We start from the raw sequence: 17,458 nt of genomic DNA on the forward strand, positions 1-17,458 counted from the left end.
AAACGAAAAACTCATGTTACAATTTCTTAAATATGTTTTAGCCACCATTGTAGGATTAATCGTGTTCACTATTGTTGGTTTTTTTATAATCGTTGGCATTGCTGCTGCGGTAGGTTCTTCGCAAGAGACAACCGCTTTGAAAGACAATTCCGTATTGAAATTAGACCTCAATCACCCAATTGTTGAAAATGTAAGCGACGACGAAAACCCTTTCAAAGATTTGGGTGGGCCTTTCGCTGATAATAACGAAAGTATCGGAATGGTACAAATCAGAGAAGCCCTCAGACGTGCCGCCGCAGATAGCCATATCAAAGGAATTTATCTTCAAGCACATTATCCGCAAGCGGGTTATGCTCAATTAGAAGAAATCAGAAATGCCCTTTTAGCATTTAAAAAATCAGGTAAATTTATTTATAGTTACGGTGAATCTTTTACCGAAAAAGGCTATTACGTTACTTCTATTTCAGATAAAATTTATCTGAATCCAGCGGGCGGAATGGACTTCAATGGTATCAGTGCAGAAGTAAGTTTTTATAAAGGTGCGTTGGATAAATTAGACATCAAACCTGTGGTATTTAGAGTAGGAGAGTATAAGTCGGCGGTTGAGCCTTATATACGTGAAAATATGAGTGAAGCCAACAAAGCTCAATACTCTTCATTGTTGAATACAATCAATGACCATATTTTTGAGCAAATCGCCGCCTCACGCAATACAGACGTAGCAACCCTCAAGAAAGTAGCAGACGAATTATTGGCTTATAAACCAAAAGGAGCTTTAGCCGCAAAATTAGTAACTGATATTGGTTACTACGATGAGTTTGAAGCGGATTTCAAAAAAACACTTAAAAAACAATCAGAAGACAAAATTGAATTTGTAGGACTTTCAAAATTCTTGAAAGCAGAGTCTGCCATTCCGTACAATGATACTCAGAATAAAATCGCTGTAATTGTGGGTGAAGGAGCAATCATTGGCCCAAAAGCTGACAAAGGAAATATTGGCTCAGATGATTGGGTAGCTGAATTACGCAAAGCTCGTGATGATAAGAGAGTAAAAGCAATCGTTTTAAGAATTGATAGTCCGGGCGGTTCATCTTTGGCTTCGGATGTGATGTGGAGAGAAGTAGAATTAGCCAAGAAAGTAAAACCAGTCATTGCTTCAATGGCAGATTATGCGGCTTCTGGTGGTTATTATATGGCAATGGCAGCAGATACCATTGTTGCCGAACCGACTACGATTACGGGTTCTATCGGAATTTTTGCTCAGTTCTTTAATTTTGAAAATTTCCTTAAAAATAAACTTGGTATCACCAACGACCGTGTGAATACCAATGCCCACTCAGATTTCCCAACGGTTACTCGTGAAATGACCGATTTTGAAAAAGATTGGTTTCAAAGAAGTGTAGATGCAGGTTATGAAACCTTTACTTCTAAAGCAGCCAAAGGTAGAAGAATGAGTATTGAAAAATTAAAATCATTAGCAGGAGGACACGTTTGGTCGGGCATTGAAGCAAAAGCCAATGGTTTAGTAGATGTGTTGGGCGGTTTGGATGATGCAATTAAAATTGCCGCAAAAAAAGCCAAATTGAAAGAAGGTGACTACAAAGCGAAGTTTTATCCACAGCCAAAATCTTTCATAGAAGAAATTTTTGAGAAAAAAGAGGAGGAAGCACAAGCTAAAATTATGAAAGCTCAATTTGGCGAATTAGCTCCTTATGTAAAACAAATTCAAGATTTGAAAGCTCGTGAAGGTATCATGGCTTTAATGCCCGAAGTAATTGATTTTAAATAATCTTGAAATATAAAGATGAGTATCGAGACGAAGCAAGCTGACCAGTGGCAATTTTTACAAACCTATACACCCGCCCGTATTGCTCGTGGGCGTGCTGGTCATAGCTTGCCAACCGCCGAACTCCTACATTTCCAAGCAGACCACGCTCAGGCAAGAGATGCTGTTTACTCAGAATTAAAAGTATTAGAATTATTCCAAGCTTTACTCAGCACTTTCAATTTGGAAGTGCTGAGGTTACAAAGCGAAGTAAAGTCACGGTCGCAGTACTTGCAAAGACCTGATTTAGGCAGAACCCTAAGCGAAGCTTCCAGAAAAATTTTATTAGAAGAAGAAGCCACCGAAGCCGATATATGTTTTGTATTGGCAGATGGGCTTTCGGCAACGGCCATTAACGAACACGCTTTTGCTTTTTTAGATAAACTAATGCCCAAACTAACGGAAGCAAACTGGCAAATTGCTCCTATTTGTATTGTTGAACAGGGAAGAGTAGCTATTGCGGATGAAATTGGCTTTATTTTAAAGGCTAAAATTGTGGTAATGCTTATTGGCGAACGCCCGGGTTTGAGTTCTCCCAACAGTATGGGAGCTTATATTACTTACCAACCTAAATTGGGACTAACCGATGAAAGTAGAAACTGTATCTCCAACATTCGTCCAGAAGGGCTATCGTATGAAATGGCTGTCGAAAAAATGTGGTATTTACTTCAAGAAATGAACGTGAAAAAAATCAGTGGAGTGAATTTAAAAGACGAAATGCAGGATAATCTATTAAATTAGAGCAATCTGTAAAGCCAAATGAGGTATTTTAAGAATTTTATCGTCTATTTGGCTTAATATTAAAAACAAATTGCTTTATTTAAGTAATAAAGTAATACTTTAAAGTATATTTTTCTCATTTCACTTGACTTGAAACTTCTTTTTTTTAACTTTGTAATGTGTTCTTACAACGCAAATATTTTTGACCTAACTTTGTGGCGGCAAAGTTAGGTTTTTTTATTTTCGGCTGTGCAAATGATTGGTTATCAGTGTTTGAAGCTTTCGACAAGTAGGTTTTTAGCAACCTCATGACTGATAAAATGGCTAAGATTATCGCCAATATTTACAGATAATGATTTATCAAACTCATTAAATTCCGTAATCTTTATTTGACTTCCCAGCGTCAGACCAATTTTGGCTAAGTACTGCAAAAATGCCGCAGAGTGTTCTGCTACGCCAACCATTACTACCAATTGTCCAATGCCAATTTCCGACAAACATTGATGCCTCAGTTCAGGCATAAGTCCGTTCATATCTGGAATAGGGTCGCCGTGCGGGTCGAATTTAGGAAAACCCAAAAACTCATCTAATCGTTCGACCAATTCTTCTGAATCAATATGTTCTAATTGCTCTGCAATTTCGTGTACTTCATCCCAGTTAAACCCCAATTTTTCAACTAAAAATACTTCCCACAAACGATGCTTTCTGATAACCTTTAGGGCTACCGACTCCCCCAATTCTGTAAGCCTAACACCTTGGTATTTTTGGTATTTAACAAGCTGTTTTTCAGAAAGTTTACGCAGCATATCCGACACCGAAGCCGCTTTGGTGAGCGTCAGTTCTGCTACGGCATTCGTACTTACTTCACTGTTGGTTTCAGCAGAAAGTTTATAGATGATTTTAAGATAGTTTTCTTCCGTGAATGAAGTCATAACGAATATATTTTATGGATAATGGAGTCTTTTCTTAATATTACAAAGGTATTATTTAAGATGGAAAAAAATAAATTTTAGGTTAATCTAAAAAAATATTTTGAATTGTAGCTTTTTGAAAATAAATTTACGTACAATAAATATGACAATTACTTACGCTTCTAAATTCAAATGAGTATGAATATAAAAAACACAGAGATACATCATTCATTACCAGAAGTTTATGGTTCGGTAAAAGTGCCTAAAACGGGTTCTTTTGGCAAAAAATTGTGGGTATTTACTGGGCCGGGCTTAATGGTTGCGGTTGGTTATATGGACCCGGGCAACTGGGCAACGGATATTTCTGGTGGAGCAAAATTTGGTTACACACTTATTTCTGTCATTCTGATTTCTAATCTTTTTGCGATGTTGTTGCAACATTTAGCCTTGAAGTTGGGTATTGCCACCGGACGAGACTTAGCTCAGGCTTGTCGCCATGCTTATTCAAAGCCTGTTTCAATTGCTTTGTGGGTTTTGTGCGAAATCGCCATTGCTGCCTGCGACTTGGCAGAAGTAATCGGTTCGGCTATTGCCATAAATTTATTGTTTGGTTTACCGCTTTCAGTGGGTGTTGTTATTACGGTTTTGGATGTGTTGGTACTTTTATATTTTCAAGGCAAAGGTTTTAGAGCTTTAGAGTGTATCGTCGGAGGGCTAATTTTTATGATTTTTTGCTGTTTTGCTTATGAAATAGCCGTTTCTCAGCCTTCGATTACACAAATTTTTGGTAATATTTTACCAAAGCCCGAAATCGTCACTAACCCTGAAATGTTGTACGTTGCCATCGGAATTTTAGGGGCAACCGTTATGCCTCATAATTTGTACTTACATTCAAGTATTGTACAAACTCGAAATTTTGATAAAACTAACGAAGGAAGACGTTCAGCCATTTTCTTCGCCACGATAGATTCTAACTTGTCTTTGTCTTTAGCGTTTTTTATCAATGCTGCTATTTTAATTATTTCAGCCGCTACTTTTCATCATACAGGCAATCAAAATGTAGCGGATATTAACGACGCTTATCATTTGCTCGACCCTGTTTTGGGTGTAAAATTGGCAGGATTGTTTTTTGCCGTAGCCTTGTTGGCGTCTGGTCAAAACTCTACTCTGACAGGTACTTTAGCAGGACAAATCGTGATGGAGGGTTTTTTGAACTTGACTTTAAAACCGTGGTTGCGAAGACTTATTACTCGATTGATTGCCGTGATTCCTGCCCTAATCGTAACGATACTTTACGGAGAAAAAGGAACTGGCGATTTACTGATTCTTAGTCAGGTAATTTTATCCTTGCAATTGAGTTTTGCGGTTGTGCCACTGATTATTTTTACAAATGACAAAAAAGAAATGGGCGAATTTGCGAATTCACCTTTGATAAAAATAACCTCTTGGATTGTAGCAATCATCATCATCGCCTTGAATGGATATTTGCTTTGGGACACTATTTTTTAGTTATTTGTATTGACAAAAATCTCAAATTATGAAATCATCAGAAACATCAGGATTAATTGAGAATATCTATAAATATATCAATACCAATATAGAAATCGCCAAAGTAGAAGTAGAAGAAAGGATAGAGGCTGTGATGAAGAAACTCATCATTGGGGCAATTCTATTAATACTTGTTAGTACTTTTTTGATTTTTTTACTCTTAACCATAGCTCTTTACCTTAATTTTATTTTAGAGAGCAAGTACCTTGGTTTTCTTATCGTAACGCTTCTTTTGGCTACTGGTGCAGGGATTGTGTTTTATTGTGCAAAAGAAACTTTTAGACCAAAGACACTCGAAGAAATCGCTAAAGAGTCATCAGAAACGATATATTATGAAAATTAAGAGGGGATTTCTTCGTGGAATTTTCTGTCAAAACGATTTTTTTAGTACTTTTGAATAGTTTAATTACGTACAGAGTTATTATATTAACGAAATATGAACGCAATATGAGTCGAATAATAACAGCAAACGTAACGTTATGTTTCCAGCAATAAAACCACAAAAGACCTCTGACCGCAAACGACAATTACAAGAAGAGGCAAAAGCATACAAAAAGGTAATTGAAGGACAAGTAGAGGAAATAAAATCCGAAGCTGTTCGTATCAGTACAACTGCCTTGATTATAGGAACCGTTTTGGTGACTACTTATTGGCTATTTGACTTTTTGGTTTCTGACACAGAAAAGAAAAAAGTAGAAAAAGTACCAGAAAATACCAATTTGCCCGTTCTTGTAAAAAAAGAAAAAAGTAAGGAATCTTGGGTTGTATCATCTATTAAAGGCTATATGATGGCATTTCTTATCGCAGTTGCCAAAGATAAACTCATAGAAGCCTTGACGATTTTAAAAGAGAATCATGCAGAGAAACCTTCTGAATAAATTTTATGAGCTGAAAGCTCAAGGCAAAAAGGCATTTGCTGTCTTGATTGACCCCGACAAAGTCAATGAAGACAGCTTTTCGCATTTAATAGACTTGAGTAAACAAGAATCCGTAGATTTCTTTTTTGTGGGTGGTAGCCTAATTACCAGCCATATCATGGAAGAAGTAATATCACAGCTAAAAAAACATACTGATATTCCTGTCTTATTATTTCCGGGAAATAGTTTGCACCTCAACAACAAAGTAGATGGTGTGTTGTTCCTTTCCTTGATTTCGGGGCGAAATCCTGATTATTTGATAGGTCAGCAAATTATTTCTGCTCCCATTCTCAAGCGAAGTGGCATTGAAGTATTAGCAACAGGTTATATGATTGTTGATAGCGGACAGCAAACTACGGTTTCGTACATTTCAAATACAACGCCTATTCCGCACGATAAACCAAGTGTAGCGGCTTGTACAGCAATGGCTGGCGAAATGTTGGGGCTAAAACTTATCTACATGGACGCTGGCTCAGGAGCAAAGAAAACCATTTCTCAGGCAATGATAAAAGCCGTGCAGAAATCCGTAGATATTCCTGTGATTGTTGGCGGAGGTATCAATACTTCACAAAAAGCAAAAGAAGCCCTACAAGCAGGTGCAGACGTAATTGTAGTTGGAAATGGTATTGAAGAAAGACTAAGCTTACTCAAAGAAATTGCTGAAACAGTGCGAGTTTATAATGAAGTTAATTTGCTTGCGTAGAACGTGATTTTTTAAGAGTTTAAACATAAAAAAGAGGTCAGAATATTATTTTCTGACCTCTTTTTATTTGTCGTAAATGTTTGATAATTAAAAACTTTAATAAAATACTAAACACCAATCACTTCACTTAATTTACTTTCCTAAAAGGAATTCCGTCTAATGATAAACTTCCTGATTTTCCTTCAAAGTCTAAAGAAAACTGTACTCCCGATTTTCCCCACCACCAGTTATTACTTTGTCCCAAGAAAGTATCGTAATGCCAATGCTCTAAACTAAAGCTAATATTATTGGGCTGAGTTAGTACTAAAATGTCATTCTTTAAGATTACTTCTAAACTTCCATATACTTCATTTTCGTATTTTCCTGTATAGGCAGTCAAAGGCAAAGAGGGACGAGTATTGATTACTCTTTTTGCTAATTCTTCATTTTCTTTCTTGCGAGCGTTGTCGATGATTCCTTTGTAAAGTTGGAAGAAATCGTTACTCCAATCTTTAGTATTGTCTTGAAAACTCCATAAATCAAAAGCTTTGAAGAGTAAAGCATGGCGAATTTCGCTGTGGTCGAGGTTTCCGAAAACGTAAATAGAAATACGTTCGTCTGGAATTGTGCCTGCAATTGCCACCAAGCCGTCTAAACTTCCTGTATGAAACTGAACCATTTTTCCACGATAATCTTGTTGAAACCAACCCAAACCATAGGTAGTCCAATGAGGTTTGGTTAAACGAGCGGTTGGATAAAACTCACTTGCCGTAACAAAGGATTGTGGCTTGAATAATTCAGAAAATGTTTGGGCTTTTAAAATGGCTTTTCCTTCTATTTTGGTACTGTCTTGTAAAAATTGCAACCACTTGCTAATGTCATCTCCACAAGACCAAACGCCACCCGCTGGGCCAACTACATCGCCATCTAAATAACCAATGGCTCTGATAGAATCCGCTAAGGCTTTGTCTTTGTAATGCGGACTTGTCTTTGAAGCTGTGGCAGGAATTTTTGAATAATCTGCATAAGTATTGGTCATTTTCAGCGGAGTAAAAATTTTTTCAGTGATAAATTCACTCCAAGTTTTTCCACTTACTTTTTTAATGACTTCGCCAGCCACTAAATACATTACATTCTGATAAATAAACGAAGAACGCAAAGAGTACGCCATAGGAATATACTGCATTCTCTGCAAAATTTCAGAAGAAGAATATCCCAAAACCCATAGCAAGTCGGCATTGCCAAGTCCTGCATTGTGTGTCAATAAATCTTTTACCCTAATTTCTGCCGTAGTATTGGGGTTCGACAAACGAAATTCTGGTAAAATATCTATTACTCTGTCGTTCCATTTTACTTTTCCTTCATCTACCAAAATACCCAGACAAAGAGCCGTCATCGCTTTTGTGGTAGAAGCACAAGTAGATAAAGTAGCCGTAGTATAAGGTTCTTTGGTGGTGTTGTTTTTTACGCCATAGGCTTTTTTCAATACTACATTGCCGTCTTTTACTACTACTACCGAAAGTCCGGGCGTTTTCCAGAGCGATAGTGAATTTTGGATATAGCCATCAAAAAGCGTTGCAAGTTGTGCGTCGGATAACGGTTTTTTAGTAAGCTCTTTTTTCTGAGCTACCAATACACAAGAGGTTAATAAACAGCATAAAAAAGAAGTAAAAAAGCGATTCGTCATGGCATTTAATTTTATAAAAAGCTTATACAGTCAATCAATAATATCTTATCGTATAAAACTTCTGAAATATTGATGTTGATTTTTCACTTTTTCCAATAAACATTAGTAAAGGCTCATTTGAAAAATAACATTAACCACATTCAAACACATTAACCTTACGTCCTGTCGTTCCAGGATTAGTAATAAAGATGCTTCCACTTAATGGATATGTCTCTAACTGTTCTTTAGATAAGCCCACCCTTGCTGTTGTAATTATAAGTTGATCTAAATTTTCACCAACAAAAGTACAAGAAGTAACTAAAGGTACAGGAACAACTACTTCGGCTATTTCTTCACCAGAATTCGGATTTATCCTTGCAACTCGAAACCCGTCCCAGAAAGCAACCCAGAGCATTCCCTCTGAATCTACACACATACCGTCTGGAACTTCATCTTTCTTAACTTTATAAATAGTTATCGGTTCTCCAATATTTTTGTTCAATAAATCAAAATCAAAAGCTTTGATACAATTATCCATTGAGTCAATAAAGTATAAAGTCTTATCATCTAATGACCATCCTATTCCATTTGAAATTCCTAAGTTGGTTAATTTTACCGCAGGTTTCATATCTGAAGATACACAGAATAAAGAACCCTCATTCTTTTGATTTGACACTTGCATTGTCCCTATCCAAAGACGACCTAAAGCATCAATTTGTCCATCATTACATCGATTTTTAGTTTTTGATTCATCTATTTTTCCACAAACCTCTATATTATCGGAAATTGTATTGAGTAAAGCTAATTGTCCCTGCATCCCCAATAGTAAAATATCTTTTTTATTAGTAAGTGATACAGCACCAACCATTGCTGGGGTTCTCCAAAACTTATGTTCTTTATTGATTAAATCTAAAGAATGTACTTTACACCCTTCAATATCTACCCAGTAAATTTTTTTATTTTCAAAATCCCAAAGAGGACCTTCTCCGAGTAAACAGTCAGATTCATAAAATAACTGTGCTTTAATTTGTGTCATTAGATTTATGTAAAATTTAGGGTTTAAATAATTGCATACATTACTCTTACTCCAACAATGCCAATACATCATCTTTGGTAAGTGATTTTACAAAACTTTCTTCTGTGGTAATTAGCTCATTGGCAAGGCGTTGTTTGCTTTGTTGTAGGGCTAAAATCTTTTCTTCTACGGTATTTTTAGTAATAAATTTATAGGTAAAAACCGTATTTACTTGCCCAATTCGGTGAGCTCTGTCGATGGCTTGGGCTTCAATTGCTGGATTCCACCAAGGGTCTAAAATAAAGACATAATCGGCTGCGGTAAGATTTAGCCCCAAACCGCCTGCTTTGAGTGAAATCAAGAAAATCCGAACGTCTTCATTATGCTGAAATTTCTCTACTTGTGCTTGTCGGTCGTGGGTACTTCCATCCAAGTAAGCATAGACACGATTGGCTTTGTCGAGTTCTTCTCTGAACAAATCAAGATGTTTTACAAATTGACTAAAAATCAATACTTTATGTCCTTCTTCCAGAATTGAATCTAATTTCTCCAATACATCTTGTAATTTCCCCGAATCGCCTTCATAAGTACCGTCGGTCATTTTTGGGTGATTTGCCAATTGGCGTAATTTGGTCAAACCTTGCAAAACTACCATTTGCGACATCGCCATTCCTGCTTCTTCAATATGCTCTAAAATCAAATTTCTGAAATACGATTTCGCTTCTTCGTACTCTTTTTCCTGTTGGTCAGTCATTTGGGCATAGTGAATACTTTCAATTTTTGGCGGTAGTTCGGTGGCTACTTGCGACTTGTGCCTTCTTAGCATAAAAGGTTTGATGATAGAATACAGCCTTTGCATTTTGGCATCGTCTCCCTTTTTTTCAATCGGTACTTGGAATTCATTTCTGAAAAAATGCTGAGAACCCAATAATCCCGGATTGATAAAAGTCATCTGCGACCATAAATCCATCGTACTGTTTTCCAAAGGCGTACCTGTAAGTACCAAACGATTGCGAGTATTCAACTGCATAACGGCTTTGGTAATGTAAGATGCTGGATTTTTTATCGCCTGCGATTCATCTAAAATCACATAGTTAAAACGATAATTTTTTAATAAATCTATATCAATTCTTACGATTCCGTAAGTGGTAATTACTACGTCGTACTGGTCGAAGTGTTCAATATTTTTATCTCGATATGTACCTGTATAAGTCAAGATTTTAAGCTCTGGCGTAAATTTCCGAGCTTCCATTTCCCAGTTATAAATCAGCGAAGTGGGTAAAATCAACAAACTTGGCTGTGGAATTTCTTGCTCTTTCTGCGACTGGAGTAAAGTAAGTGTCTGAACGGTTTTTCCTAAACCCATATCATCGGCAAGGCATCCGCCAAAATGATAATCATTCAAAAAACGCATCCAATCATAACCTGCTTTTTGGTACGGACGCAAACTTCCTTTGAAACCTTTGGGTAAATGGTACGATTGTATTTCCTCAAAATCTCTCAGTTTTTCTAATTTTCTACTCAAAACAGCCGTTGCCAACGATTCACTTTGTAAATCTTGAACCAAAGATAAATGATGTTTTTTCAAGATAAATCCTTCACGTTCAGTATGTTGTTCGATAAAAGCGAACAATTCAGAATACTGCGTAAACCAAATTTCGGGAATCACCGCAATTTCACCGTTGGGTAAAGTAAATTCTCGTTTTTTGTGAAGAATCAAATTGCGGAGTTTCAAAAAGGGAATTTCAAATTCTCCGAAATGCACAATAGCGTGAATATCAAACCAATCGTTTCCTTCGGTGATATTTACTTCAATATTTGAATAACCCAAGAAGTACTTTTTGCCATCGTCCTGCACATTTTGCTCAATCAAAAATCCTTTTTCGGTAAGTGAAGCATAGTTTTTCTGAATCCAAGCGAAAGCATCACTTTTGGGCAATAACATTCTTCCGTTTTTGAGGTCTAAACCCAAAGAATTGAGCAAAAGCAAGGTTGATTTTTCAAAATCTAAATCTCGGCGAACTCTATGAAAAACATAATCGTCGCCTTTTTTTTCCATACTTACATTTACTTCTGTGGAAAAACTATCAAAACGAAAAGTATATTTTCCGTACTGAAAAGCCAAGTGGATATTTAAGGCAATGTCTTCGTCTTCAATATTGTTTGTACTTTGGTTTTCAAAAAGGCTACTTTGCAGTACTTTTTGTTCGGATACATTCAAAATCGGAACTCCTTGATAGGCTTCAGTACGAATTTCAAAACCTTTGGCGTGTACATCAAACATTGAAATGATAGACGAAACAAACTTGCGGTAATAATCTTCTTCCAAATTTTTCGGAATCAGAATAAATTTCTTCTGAAAGAAAGGACGCAGTTTTTTGCCGTCAACTTCTTTGGCAAAATGATACAATTTGTTTTCAACAATAATCCAAGCGGGTTCGTCGCAAACGATAAAGGCGTTTTTGTATTGAAAATCCACTTTTTGCCCTTCGTATTTTATCGTTGGGAAATAATGAGTGTTATCACTATTTCGCATAAAATGAAAAAGTACGGTTGCTTTTTCAGGTAATACTTCAATGGATTGCCAAATCGGATTGCCATCACCGCCCATAATGAAAAGCTTTTTGCCCAGTAGCAAAGGCAACATTTCAGCTTTTATTTTTTCGATATAAGTAGCGATGAGTTCCTGCAAGCCTTTTTCGCCTTTTTGAGGGTCATATACTTTCAAGAAAAAATCAACAACGGTTCTCTTTTTTGTACCTACAAATTTTTTATAAATATTTTCAGATTGAAGCGAGTCGATGAGTTTTACCAATTTCAAATCTTGTGGGTCTAAGCCGTGGGCAAACTCTGAAATATTTTTGATAGAAACGTTTTGATTCAGCAAGGTCAGTTCTCCTTTATCGTCCAATTGTACGACAAAGGCTTCAAAAAGATAGCCAAGATACTCGTGGTTGAGTATCGAATAAATAATCTGAAAAGGTTGCGTAGTAGAAACTTTCATAGAAAGTAAGGTATTTTCTCGGCAGAGGAAAAAGTTGTTTTGAACATAAAAGATGTTGATAATCAACAAAAAACTCATTATTTGGAAAATAATGAGTTTTAAATATACCGAAAATGATACTTTCTAACAAATAATTAAAGACATATTTTGATATTCAGTAGCCCGAGTTTCCAACTCGTGTCAATTATATGTTTTAACGAGTTGGAAACTTGTGTTACTTTTTCTTTCTTCTGGCTTTTTTAGCTTCTGTTAATAATTTTTTTGCTTCGTCTCTTTGTGGAGATTTGCGGTCGGAGTCGTCAATTACTTGTTTGAAATACTCAATGGCTTTGTCGTAATCTTGTTCTTGCAAAGAAATTCTTCCCAAAGCAATCATCGACGATAAGTAATAGCCTGAATTGGTTGTTCCTGTGAGTACGGCAAAATCAATGGTTTTTTGATAATAAATTTTTGCTTGTGCGTAGTCTCGGTCATAATTAAAGGCATAATAAGCCAAAATATAAGAAGCATATCTACCACTTACGCCTTCATAACCGGGATAATGCTCGTCTATTTTTTGTAAAATGCCTTTTGCCAAGGCTTTAGCTTCTGGTACTCTGCCAGACACGAATGCACAACGGGCGTAAAATCTTTGGAAAAAAGGATTGTCGGGATAAGTTTCATAAGTATATTTTGCCAAATTCAGGGCTTTGTCGTTCATGTTTTCCAAGCCATAAATCTGGAGTAAAAAGTAACGAGCTTCTGTACGAGTGTAAAAAGCATTATAGCTTACTTTTTCTAACTGAGCAATTCCTTTTGCCTTGTCGCCTTTGGGAAATAACCAAAGTACTGGACGCAACATGGCGTAATTTTCTTTTACATAATAGAAGTAATAATTATAAAGCCCGTCGCCAAACATTAATTCTGGACTAAAATCAGAGAAACTTCTCGAACGGTCGAGGTACTTCAAGGCATTTTTAGCGGCAAAAGTCGCCTTTGTCCAGTGTTTTCTTTCAGAATGCAAACGTCCTTTGAACGCATAAGCCGCCGCCATAAAAAAGGCAGCTTCGGGGTTTTCAGAATCGTCCCAAATTTTTTCGGCTTTTTCGATACTCTTGTCCATGTATTCCAAACAACGTTCGTCGTAAATCACGTTTTCGGTATTGGGTACAATTTTCCACCACTCCATCAATCCCAATAAAAAATCAGGTAGTGGGTGTTCTGGATATTTTACTTTTAAATAATTGAATTCTCTTTCAGCTTCATAAAATTTAAAATTATACATGTGATTGATAGCCTGCGTAGCCTCAATTTGTACTTCGGTAGTAAGCAAAAGCATTCCTTTAGAACGTTCCTTTTCTGCTTTTTCGGTATCTACCCACCATTGGGCTTTTGTAGTTTGTTGGTAGCAAAGGAGCAAAAGGCAAGAGAGGCTTATCTTGATAAAACTCGTAAAATCAAATACTTTTTTCATGGTTGATTGTCTTTTCAGGATGTAAATTTAAGGAAATTTTAAGGATTGACTTAATGAAGTACTAACGAAAACGTTTCTTTAAAAAGTGTTGTAAAAGATTCTTCCTAAAAGATTTGCTTCACGATGTACGATAATCTCATTTGGCGAACATTTTAGATTCGAGTACTTTTACAAATTAAGACGAAACAACAAACGAATGAAACCAACAATTCAGGTACACGATAAACACTTTGAAGTATTAATTGCTCAACACATTTTAGAAGAACGCATTGCTGATATTGCCCAAAATCTCAATGAAGATTTTGCAGGTAAAAAGCCCATTTTCCTTGCCATTCTCAATGGCTCATTTATGTTTGCCGCACAATTGATGAAATCCATTACACTGGATTGTCAGATTACTTTCCTAAGAGTATCTTCTTATCAAGCCACCGAATCTACGGGAAAAGTATTGCAAATTTTGGGTTTGAACGAATCTTTAACAGGGCGAGACGTAATTGTAGTAGAAGACATCATCGACACAGGGCTGACGATGATTGAAATCAAAAGGCAATTATTGGCTCAAGCTCCTGCTTCGCTTTCTATCGTAACGCTTTTTCAAAAGCCAGAGGCACTGAAGCAACCTATCGACATCCAACACGTAGGTTTTGAACTTGAAAACAAATTTGTATTAGGCTACGGTTTAGACTACGATGAATTGGGAAGAAACTTAGCCGATTTATATGTTTTGTGTGAGTAGGAATACCTTAAAATAAGCTTAAAGCTTTAAGTAAAACATTGTATTAAAAGTATAATTAATTTAATTTTGTTGCTTGAGGTACAACAATCACACACATAATTAAATGAGTAAAAGCGTATTATATTTTGAATTAAGCACACCCGTTGAAGACAATCGCCCTGTGTATCTAACAGGAAGTTTTAATCAATGGCTTCCAGATAAAGAAGAATTCAAACTCAGTAAAATTGAAGAAGGGAAATATCTATTTAAAGTACCCGACACGGTAAAATTGCCCGAAACTTTTGAATATAAATATACCAAGGGAGGCTGGAATCAGGTAGAATTAGATGAGTTCGGAATGCCAACGCCCAACAGAATTGCCAAAACCAGAATGGGCGTTTTGAAAGATTTTGTTCCACACTGGAGAATGGACGGCGAGAATCTTTCAGAAAATTTGATGCCTGAAATCAGATTGGTTTCAGATGCTTTTGAAATTCCACAATTAGAAAGAAAGAGGGCAGTTTATATACTTTTACCCCACAATTACGAAAAAACAGACAAACGTTATCCCGTAATTTATTTACAGGATGCTCAGAATTTATTCAACGAAGACGCTGAATTTAAAAATTGGGGAATTGATAAACAATTGGCCGTGCTGGCATCTCGTGGTAGTGGCGATGTGATTATCGTAGCCATTGCACACGGTGGCGAACAGCGTTATCAAGAGTATTCGCCTTATAATAATCCTAAAATGGGCAAAGGACAAGGACGCAAGTACGCTCAGTTTTTAGCAAAAACCCTGAAACCTTATATTGATGCCAATTTTAGAACCAAGCCCGAAAGAGAATTTACAGGGATTGGCGGAAGTTCGCTGGGTGGATTAATCAGTATTTATGCAGGATTGATGTTTCCAGAAACATTTAGCAAACTGATGATTTTTTCGCCAGCACTTTGGGTTTCGCCCAATATTTATTTTGATGCTATCGACTTTATTTCGCATTTGCCCAATAAAATTTACATTTATGCAGGTGGCGAAGAAGGTAGTACGATGTTGCCAAATGTAGAAAAACTCAAACAAACCTTTCAGCGACAAGGCATCAGAAAAACCGAAATCAACGTTTCATTCGACCCCGAAGGTACACATACCGAAGAACAATGGGGAAAAGAATTTCCTAAAGCCGTAGAATGGTTGTTTTTCAAATAAAAAATTAAAAAACGCCTACTTGTTTACAAATTCAGTAAATAAGTAGGTGTTTTTGATTTTAATACATATTACTTGAGGCTTAAAAATACTCAAGTATTGGTCCAAAAAAGCTCACATTTTAATAACATACCTCTGTCACTTTTATTGGTATATTTGTGAAACATCAGGTAAAATCTTCATTATGAATCGTAAAGAACAATTAAACAAAATATCGTCAACATCACAATTTGATTTATGTATTATTGGTGGAGGTGCAAGCGGAGCTGGCATTGCTCTGGATGCAAGCCTGAGAGGTTTGAAAGTACTTTTGATTGATAAATTTGATTTTGCAGGACAAACTACTTCTAAATCGACTAAACTGATTCATGGAGGCGTTCGATATTTGGAACAAGCCGTAAAAAAATTAGACTGGGAACAGTATAAAATGGTTCAGAAGAGTTTGCACGAAAGAGATACGTTATTACGAAATGCTCCGCATCTTACTCGCCCTTTGCCTTTGCTAACGCCTTGTTATAATTGGTTTGAAGGAATTTATCTGACTATCGGTCTGAAATTGTATGAATGGATTGCTGGTTCGCACAGTATCGGAGCGAGCAAATGGCTTTCTCGTAAAGAAGCATTGACTTATATTCCAGAACTCAAGCAAAAAAATCTTAGTTCGGCAGTATTGTATTACGACGGACAGTTAGACGACGCACGTTACTGTTTAGCCATTTTGCAAAAAGCCGAAACTTTAGGAGCAACCATTCTGAATTATGCCGAAGCCGTTCAGTTTGAAAAAGATACATCAGGAAAGCTAACTGCTTTACAAATAAAAGATACACTTAGTGGCAATACTTTTGCGGTGCAGTCGAAAGTATTTATCAATGCCACGGGCCCATTTGCTGACCACGTTCGCCAAATGGCAAATCCGAATTTGAAATCACGTATGAAAGTGAGTAGGGGAGCTCACGTGGTGTTGCCGCCAAATTTAATGAAAAACGAAACGGCAATTTTAGTCCCAAAAACTGATGATGGGCGAGTATTGTTCATCATTCCGTGGCAAGACCATCTTTTGGTGGGTACAACAGACGAAGAAGATAAACTTTCGGAAACGCCTGATTTGGAAGCCTACGAAATTCCTTACTTATTGAGTTACGTAAATCGTTATTTAGAAAAAGAAGTACGTCCAGAAGAAATTACAAGTGGTTTTGCAGGACAAAGACCTTTATTGGGAAAAGCCGAGAAAGGTTCGGATACAAAATCGCTTGTGCGTGACCATGAAGTAGAAATTGATACAGCCAGCCAATTAGTAAGTATCATGGGTGGAAAATGGACGACTTATCGCTTGATGGCAAAAGATACGCTCGACCAGATTTATGAAAACATTTGGCAAACAACGCCAGTAGATTGTACTTCTGAAAAGCAATTATTGCATGGAGCAGAAGGCTATCGTTTTGAAGATTGGCAAAAACTTTCGGAACAATATCAAGTATCGTCAGCGACTGCCCAGCATTTGATGAAAAAGTACGGAGCTTTTGCCCAAAAAGTATTGGCACTTACCGACGCACAGCCAGCCTTAAAAGAACTGATTCAGCCTAATCATCCTTTTATCAAAGCTGAAATTGTGTATGTGATTCAAGAAGAAATGGCAATGACGAGTCATGATGTTTTGTACAGAAGATTAGGACTTGCTCTAAGAGACGCCCAAGCAGCCAAAGCCTCAGAAGAAATGGTCGAAAACTTTTTGAAGACTTATCATTTTGAGTGATGAGCTTCGAGCAAACAGCCTTGTCTATTTATTCCTCTTATCTAAAAA

14 protein-coding genes are annotated in these 17,458 nt (G+C 36.7%); 9 read left to right on the top strand and 5 right to left on the bottom strand.

Translation table 11 applies throughout. The features are described 5' to 3' along the window. Positions 1-13 precede the first annotated feature (13 nt). Together sppA and eutC are read left to right on the top strand one after the other, a co-directional pair. A complete protein-coding gene (gene sppA / locus VB248_RS14845; RefSeq protein ID WP_323297581.1) occupies positions 14-1,789 on the top strand; it encodes a signal peptide peptidase SppA in 1,776 nt (591 codons plus the stop codon). Between the two features lie 15 nt (positions 1,790-1,804). Then, the gene (gene eutC, locus VB248_RS14850) at positions 1,805-2,566 is read left to right on the top strand and encodes an ethanolamine ammonia-lyase subunit EutC (RefSeq protein WP_323297582.1); all 762 of its coding nucleotides are present in this window, start codon (positions 1,805-1,807) and stop codon (positions 2,564-2,566) included. Positions 2,567-2,811: 245 nt separating this feature from the next. Here the strand turns inward: eutC and VB248_RS14855 are convergent, their stop codons facing one another. Then, the gene (locus tag VB248_RS14855; protein ID WP_323297583.1) at positions 2,812-3,477 is read right to left on the bottom strand and encodes a metal-dependent transcriptional regulator; all 666 of its coding nucleotides are present in this window, start codon (positions 3,475-3,477) and stop codon (positions 2,812-2,814) included. A 177-nt stretch (positions 3,478-3,654) separates the two neighbouring features. On the opposite strand from VB248_RS14855, the gene VB248_RS14860 reads away from it, so the two are divergent. The 4 genes from VB248_RS14860 (at position 3,655) to VB248_RS14875 (ending at position 6,624) form a co-directional block, all read left to right on the top strand. Beyond that, complete coding sequence (locus VB248_RS14860) at positions 3,655-4,965, top strand: Nramp family divalent metal transporter (protein WP_323297584.1); 1,311 nt, start codon at positions 3,655-3,657, stop codon at positions 4,963-4,965. Positions 4,966-4,993: 28 nt separating this feature from the next. Continuing rightward, on the top strand, positions 4,994-5,347 hold the full coding sequence (locus VB248_RS14865; protein ID WP_323297585.1) for a phage holin family protein: 354 nt from the start codon (positions 4,994-4,996) through the stop codon (positions 5,345-5,347). Between the two features lie 136 nt (positions 5,348-5,483). Then, entirely contained in the window at positions 5,484-5,882 is a 399-nt protein-coding gene (locus VB248_RS14870) for a hypothetical protein (RefSeq protein WP_323297586.1), read from the top strand. Further along, positions 5,860-6,624, top strand: a complete 765-nt coding sequence (locus tag VB248_RS14875; protein WP_323297587.1) for a phosphoglycerol geranylgeranyltransferase — start codon at positions 5,860-5,862, stop codon at positions 6,622-6,624. The genes VB248_RS14870 and VB248_RS14875 overlap by 23 nt, the downstream gene beginning before the upstream one ends. Positions 6,625-6,751: 127 nt before the next feature. On the opposite strand, the gene VB248_RS14880 is transcribed toward VB248_RS14875, so the two are convergent. From VB248_RS14880 to VB248_RS14895, 4 genes are all read right to left on the bottom strand, one after another. Then, positions 6,752-8,290, bottom strand: coding sequence for a serine hydrolase (locus VB248_RS14880; RefSeq protein WP_323297588.1), 1,539 nt, complete (start codon positions 8,288-8,290; stop codon positions 6,752-6,754). 130 nt (positions 8,291-8,420) lie between these two features. Continuing rightward, positions 8,421-9,305 (bottom strand): SMP-30/gluconolactonase/LRE family protein, encoded by an 885-nt coding sequence (locus VB248_RS14885; RefSeq protein WP_323297589.1) that lies wholly within the window; start codon positions 9,303-9,305, stop codon positions 8,421-8,423. Positions 9,306-9,351: 46 nt separating this feature from the next. After that, entirely contained in the window at positions 9,352-12,288 is a 2,937-nt protein-coding gene (locus VB248_RS14890; RefSeq protein ID WP_323297590.1) for a DEAD/DEAH box helicase, read from the bottom strand. A 214-nt stretch (positions 12,289-12,502) separates the two neighbouring features. After that, entirely contained in the window at positions 12,503-13,741 is a 1,239-nt protein-coding gene (locus VB248_RS14895) for a tetratricopeptide repeat protein (protein WP_323297591.1), read from the bottom strand. Positions 13,742-13,937: 196 nt separating this feature from the next. Here VB248_RS14895 and hpt point away from each other — a divergent pair, with 196 nt between their 5' ends. The 3 genes from hpt (at position 13,938) to VB248_RS14910 (ending at position 17,410) form a co-directional block, all read left to right on the top strand. Beyond that, on the top strand, positions 13,938-14,477 hold the full coding sequence (hpt, locus tag VB248_RS14900) for a hypoxanthine phosphoribosyltransferase (protein WP_323297592.1): 540 nt from the start codon (positions 13,938-13,940) through the stop codon (positions 14,475-14,477). Positions 14,478-14,580: 103 nt separating this feature from the next. Then, on the top strand, positions 14,581-15,660 hold the full coding sequence (locus tag VB248_RS14905) for an alpha/beta hydrolase (RefSeq protein ID WP_323297593.1): 1,080 nt from the start codon (positions 14,581-14,583) through the stop codon (positions 15,658-15,660). 181 nt (positions 15,661-15,841) lie between these two features. Then, positions 15,842-17,410, top strand: a complete 1,569-nt coding sequence (locus VB248_RS14910; RefSeq protein WP_323297594.1) for a glycerol-3-phosphate dehydrogenase/oxidase — start codon at positions 15,842-15,844, stop codon at positions 17,408-17,410. Positions 17,411-17,458: the final 48 nt, after the last annotated feature.

The sequence above is a fragment of the Arcicella rigui genome (genome assembly GCF_034929435.1).
GTDB classification, from domain to species: Bacteria; Bacteroidota; Bacteroidia; order Cytophagales; family Spirosomataceae; genus Arcicella; species Arcicella rigui.

Bases quoted from the DNA above. Each gene is read 5' to 3' on its own strand.
- sppA (WP_323297581.1), top strand. From the start codon at position 14: ATGTTACAATTTCTTAAATATGTTTTAGCCACCATTGTAGGATTAATC.
- eutC (WP_323297582.1), top strand. From the start codon at position 1,805: ATGAGTATCGAGACGAAGCAAGCTGACCAGTGGCAATTTTTACAAACC.
- VB248_RS14855 (WP_323297583.1), bottom strand. From the start codon at position 3,477: ATGACTTCATTCACGGAAGAAAACTATCTTAAAATCATCTATAAACTT.
- VB248_RS14860 (WP_323297584.1), top strand. From the start codon at position 3,655: ATGAATATAAAAAACACAGAGATACATCATTCATTACCAGAAGTTTAT.
- VB248_RS14865 (WP_323297585.1), top strand. From the start codon at position 4,994: ATGAAATCATCAGAAACATCAGGATTAATTGAGAATATCTATAAATAT.
- VB248_RS14870 (WP_323297586.1), top strand. From the start codon at position 5,484: ATGTTTCCAGCAATAAAACCACAAAAGACCTCTGACCGCAAACGACAA.
- VB248_RS14875 (WP_323297587.1), top strand. From the start codon at position 5,860: ATGCAGAGAAACCTTCTGAATAAATTTTATGAGCTGAAAGCTCAAGGC.
- VB248_RS14880 (WP_323297588.1), bottom strand. From the start codon at position 8,290: ATGACGAATCGCTTTTTTACTTCTTTTTTATGCTGTTTATTAACCTCT.
- VB248_RS14885 (WP_323297589.1), bottom strand. From the start codon at position 9,305: ATGACACAAATTAAAGCACAGTTATTTTATGAATCTGACTGTTTACTC.
- VB248_RS14890 (WP_323297590.1), bottom strand. From the start codon at position 12,288: ATGAAAGTTTCTACTACGCAACCTTTTCAGATTATTTATTCGATACTC.
- VB248_RS14895 (WP_323297591.1), bottom strand. From the start codon at position 13,741: ATGAAAAAAGTATTTGATTTTACGAGTTTTATCAAGATAAGCCTCTCT.
- hpt (WP_323297592.1), top strand. From the start codon at position 13,938: ATGAAACCAACAATTCAGGTACACGATAAACACTTTGAAGTATTAATT.
- VB248_RS14905 (WP_323297593.1), top strand. From the start codon at position 14,581: ATGAGTAAAAGCGTATTATATTTTGAATTAAGCACACCCGTTGAAGAC.
- VB248_RS14910 (WP_323297594.1), top strand. From the start codon at position 15,842: ATGAATCGTAAAGAACAATTAAACAAAATATCGTCAACATCACAATTT.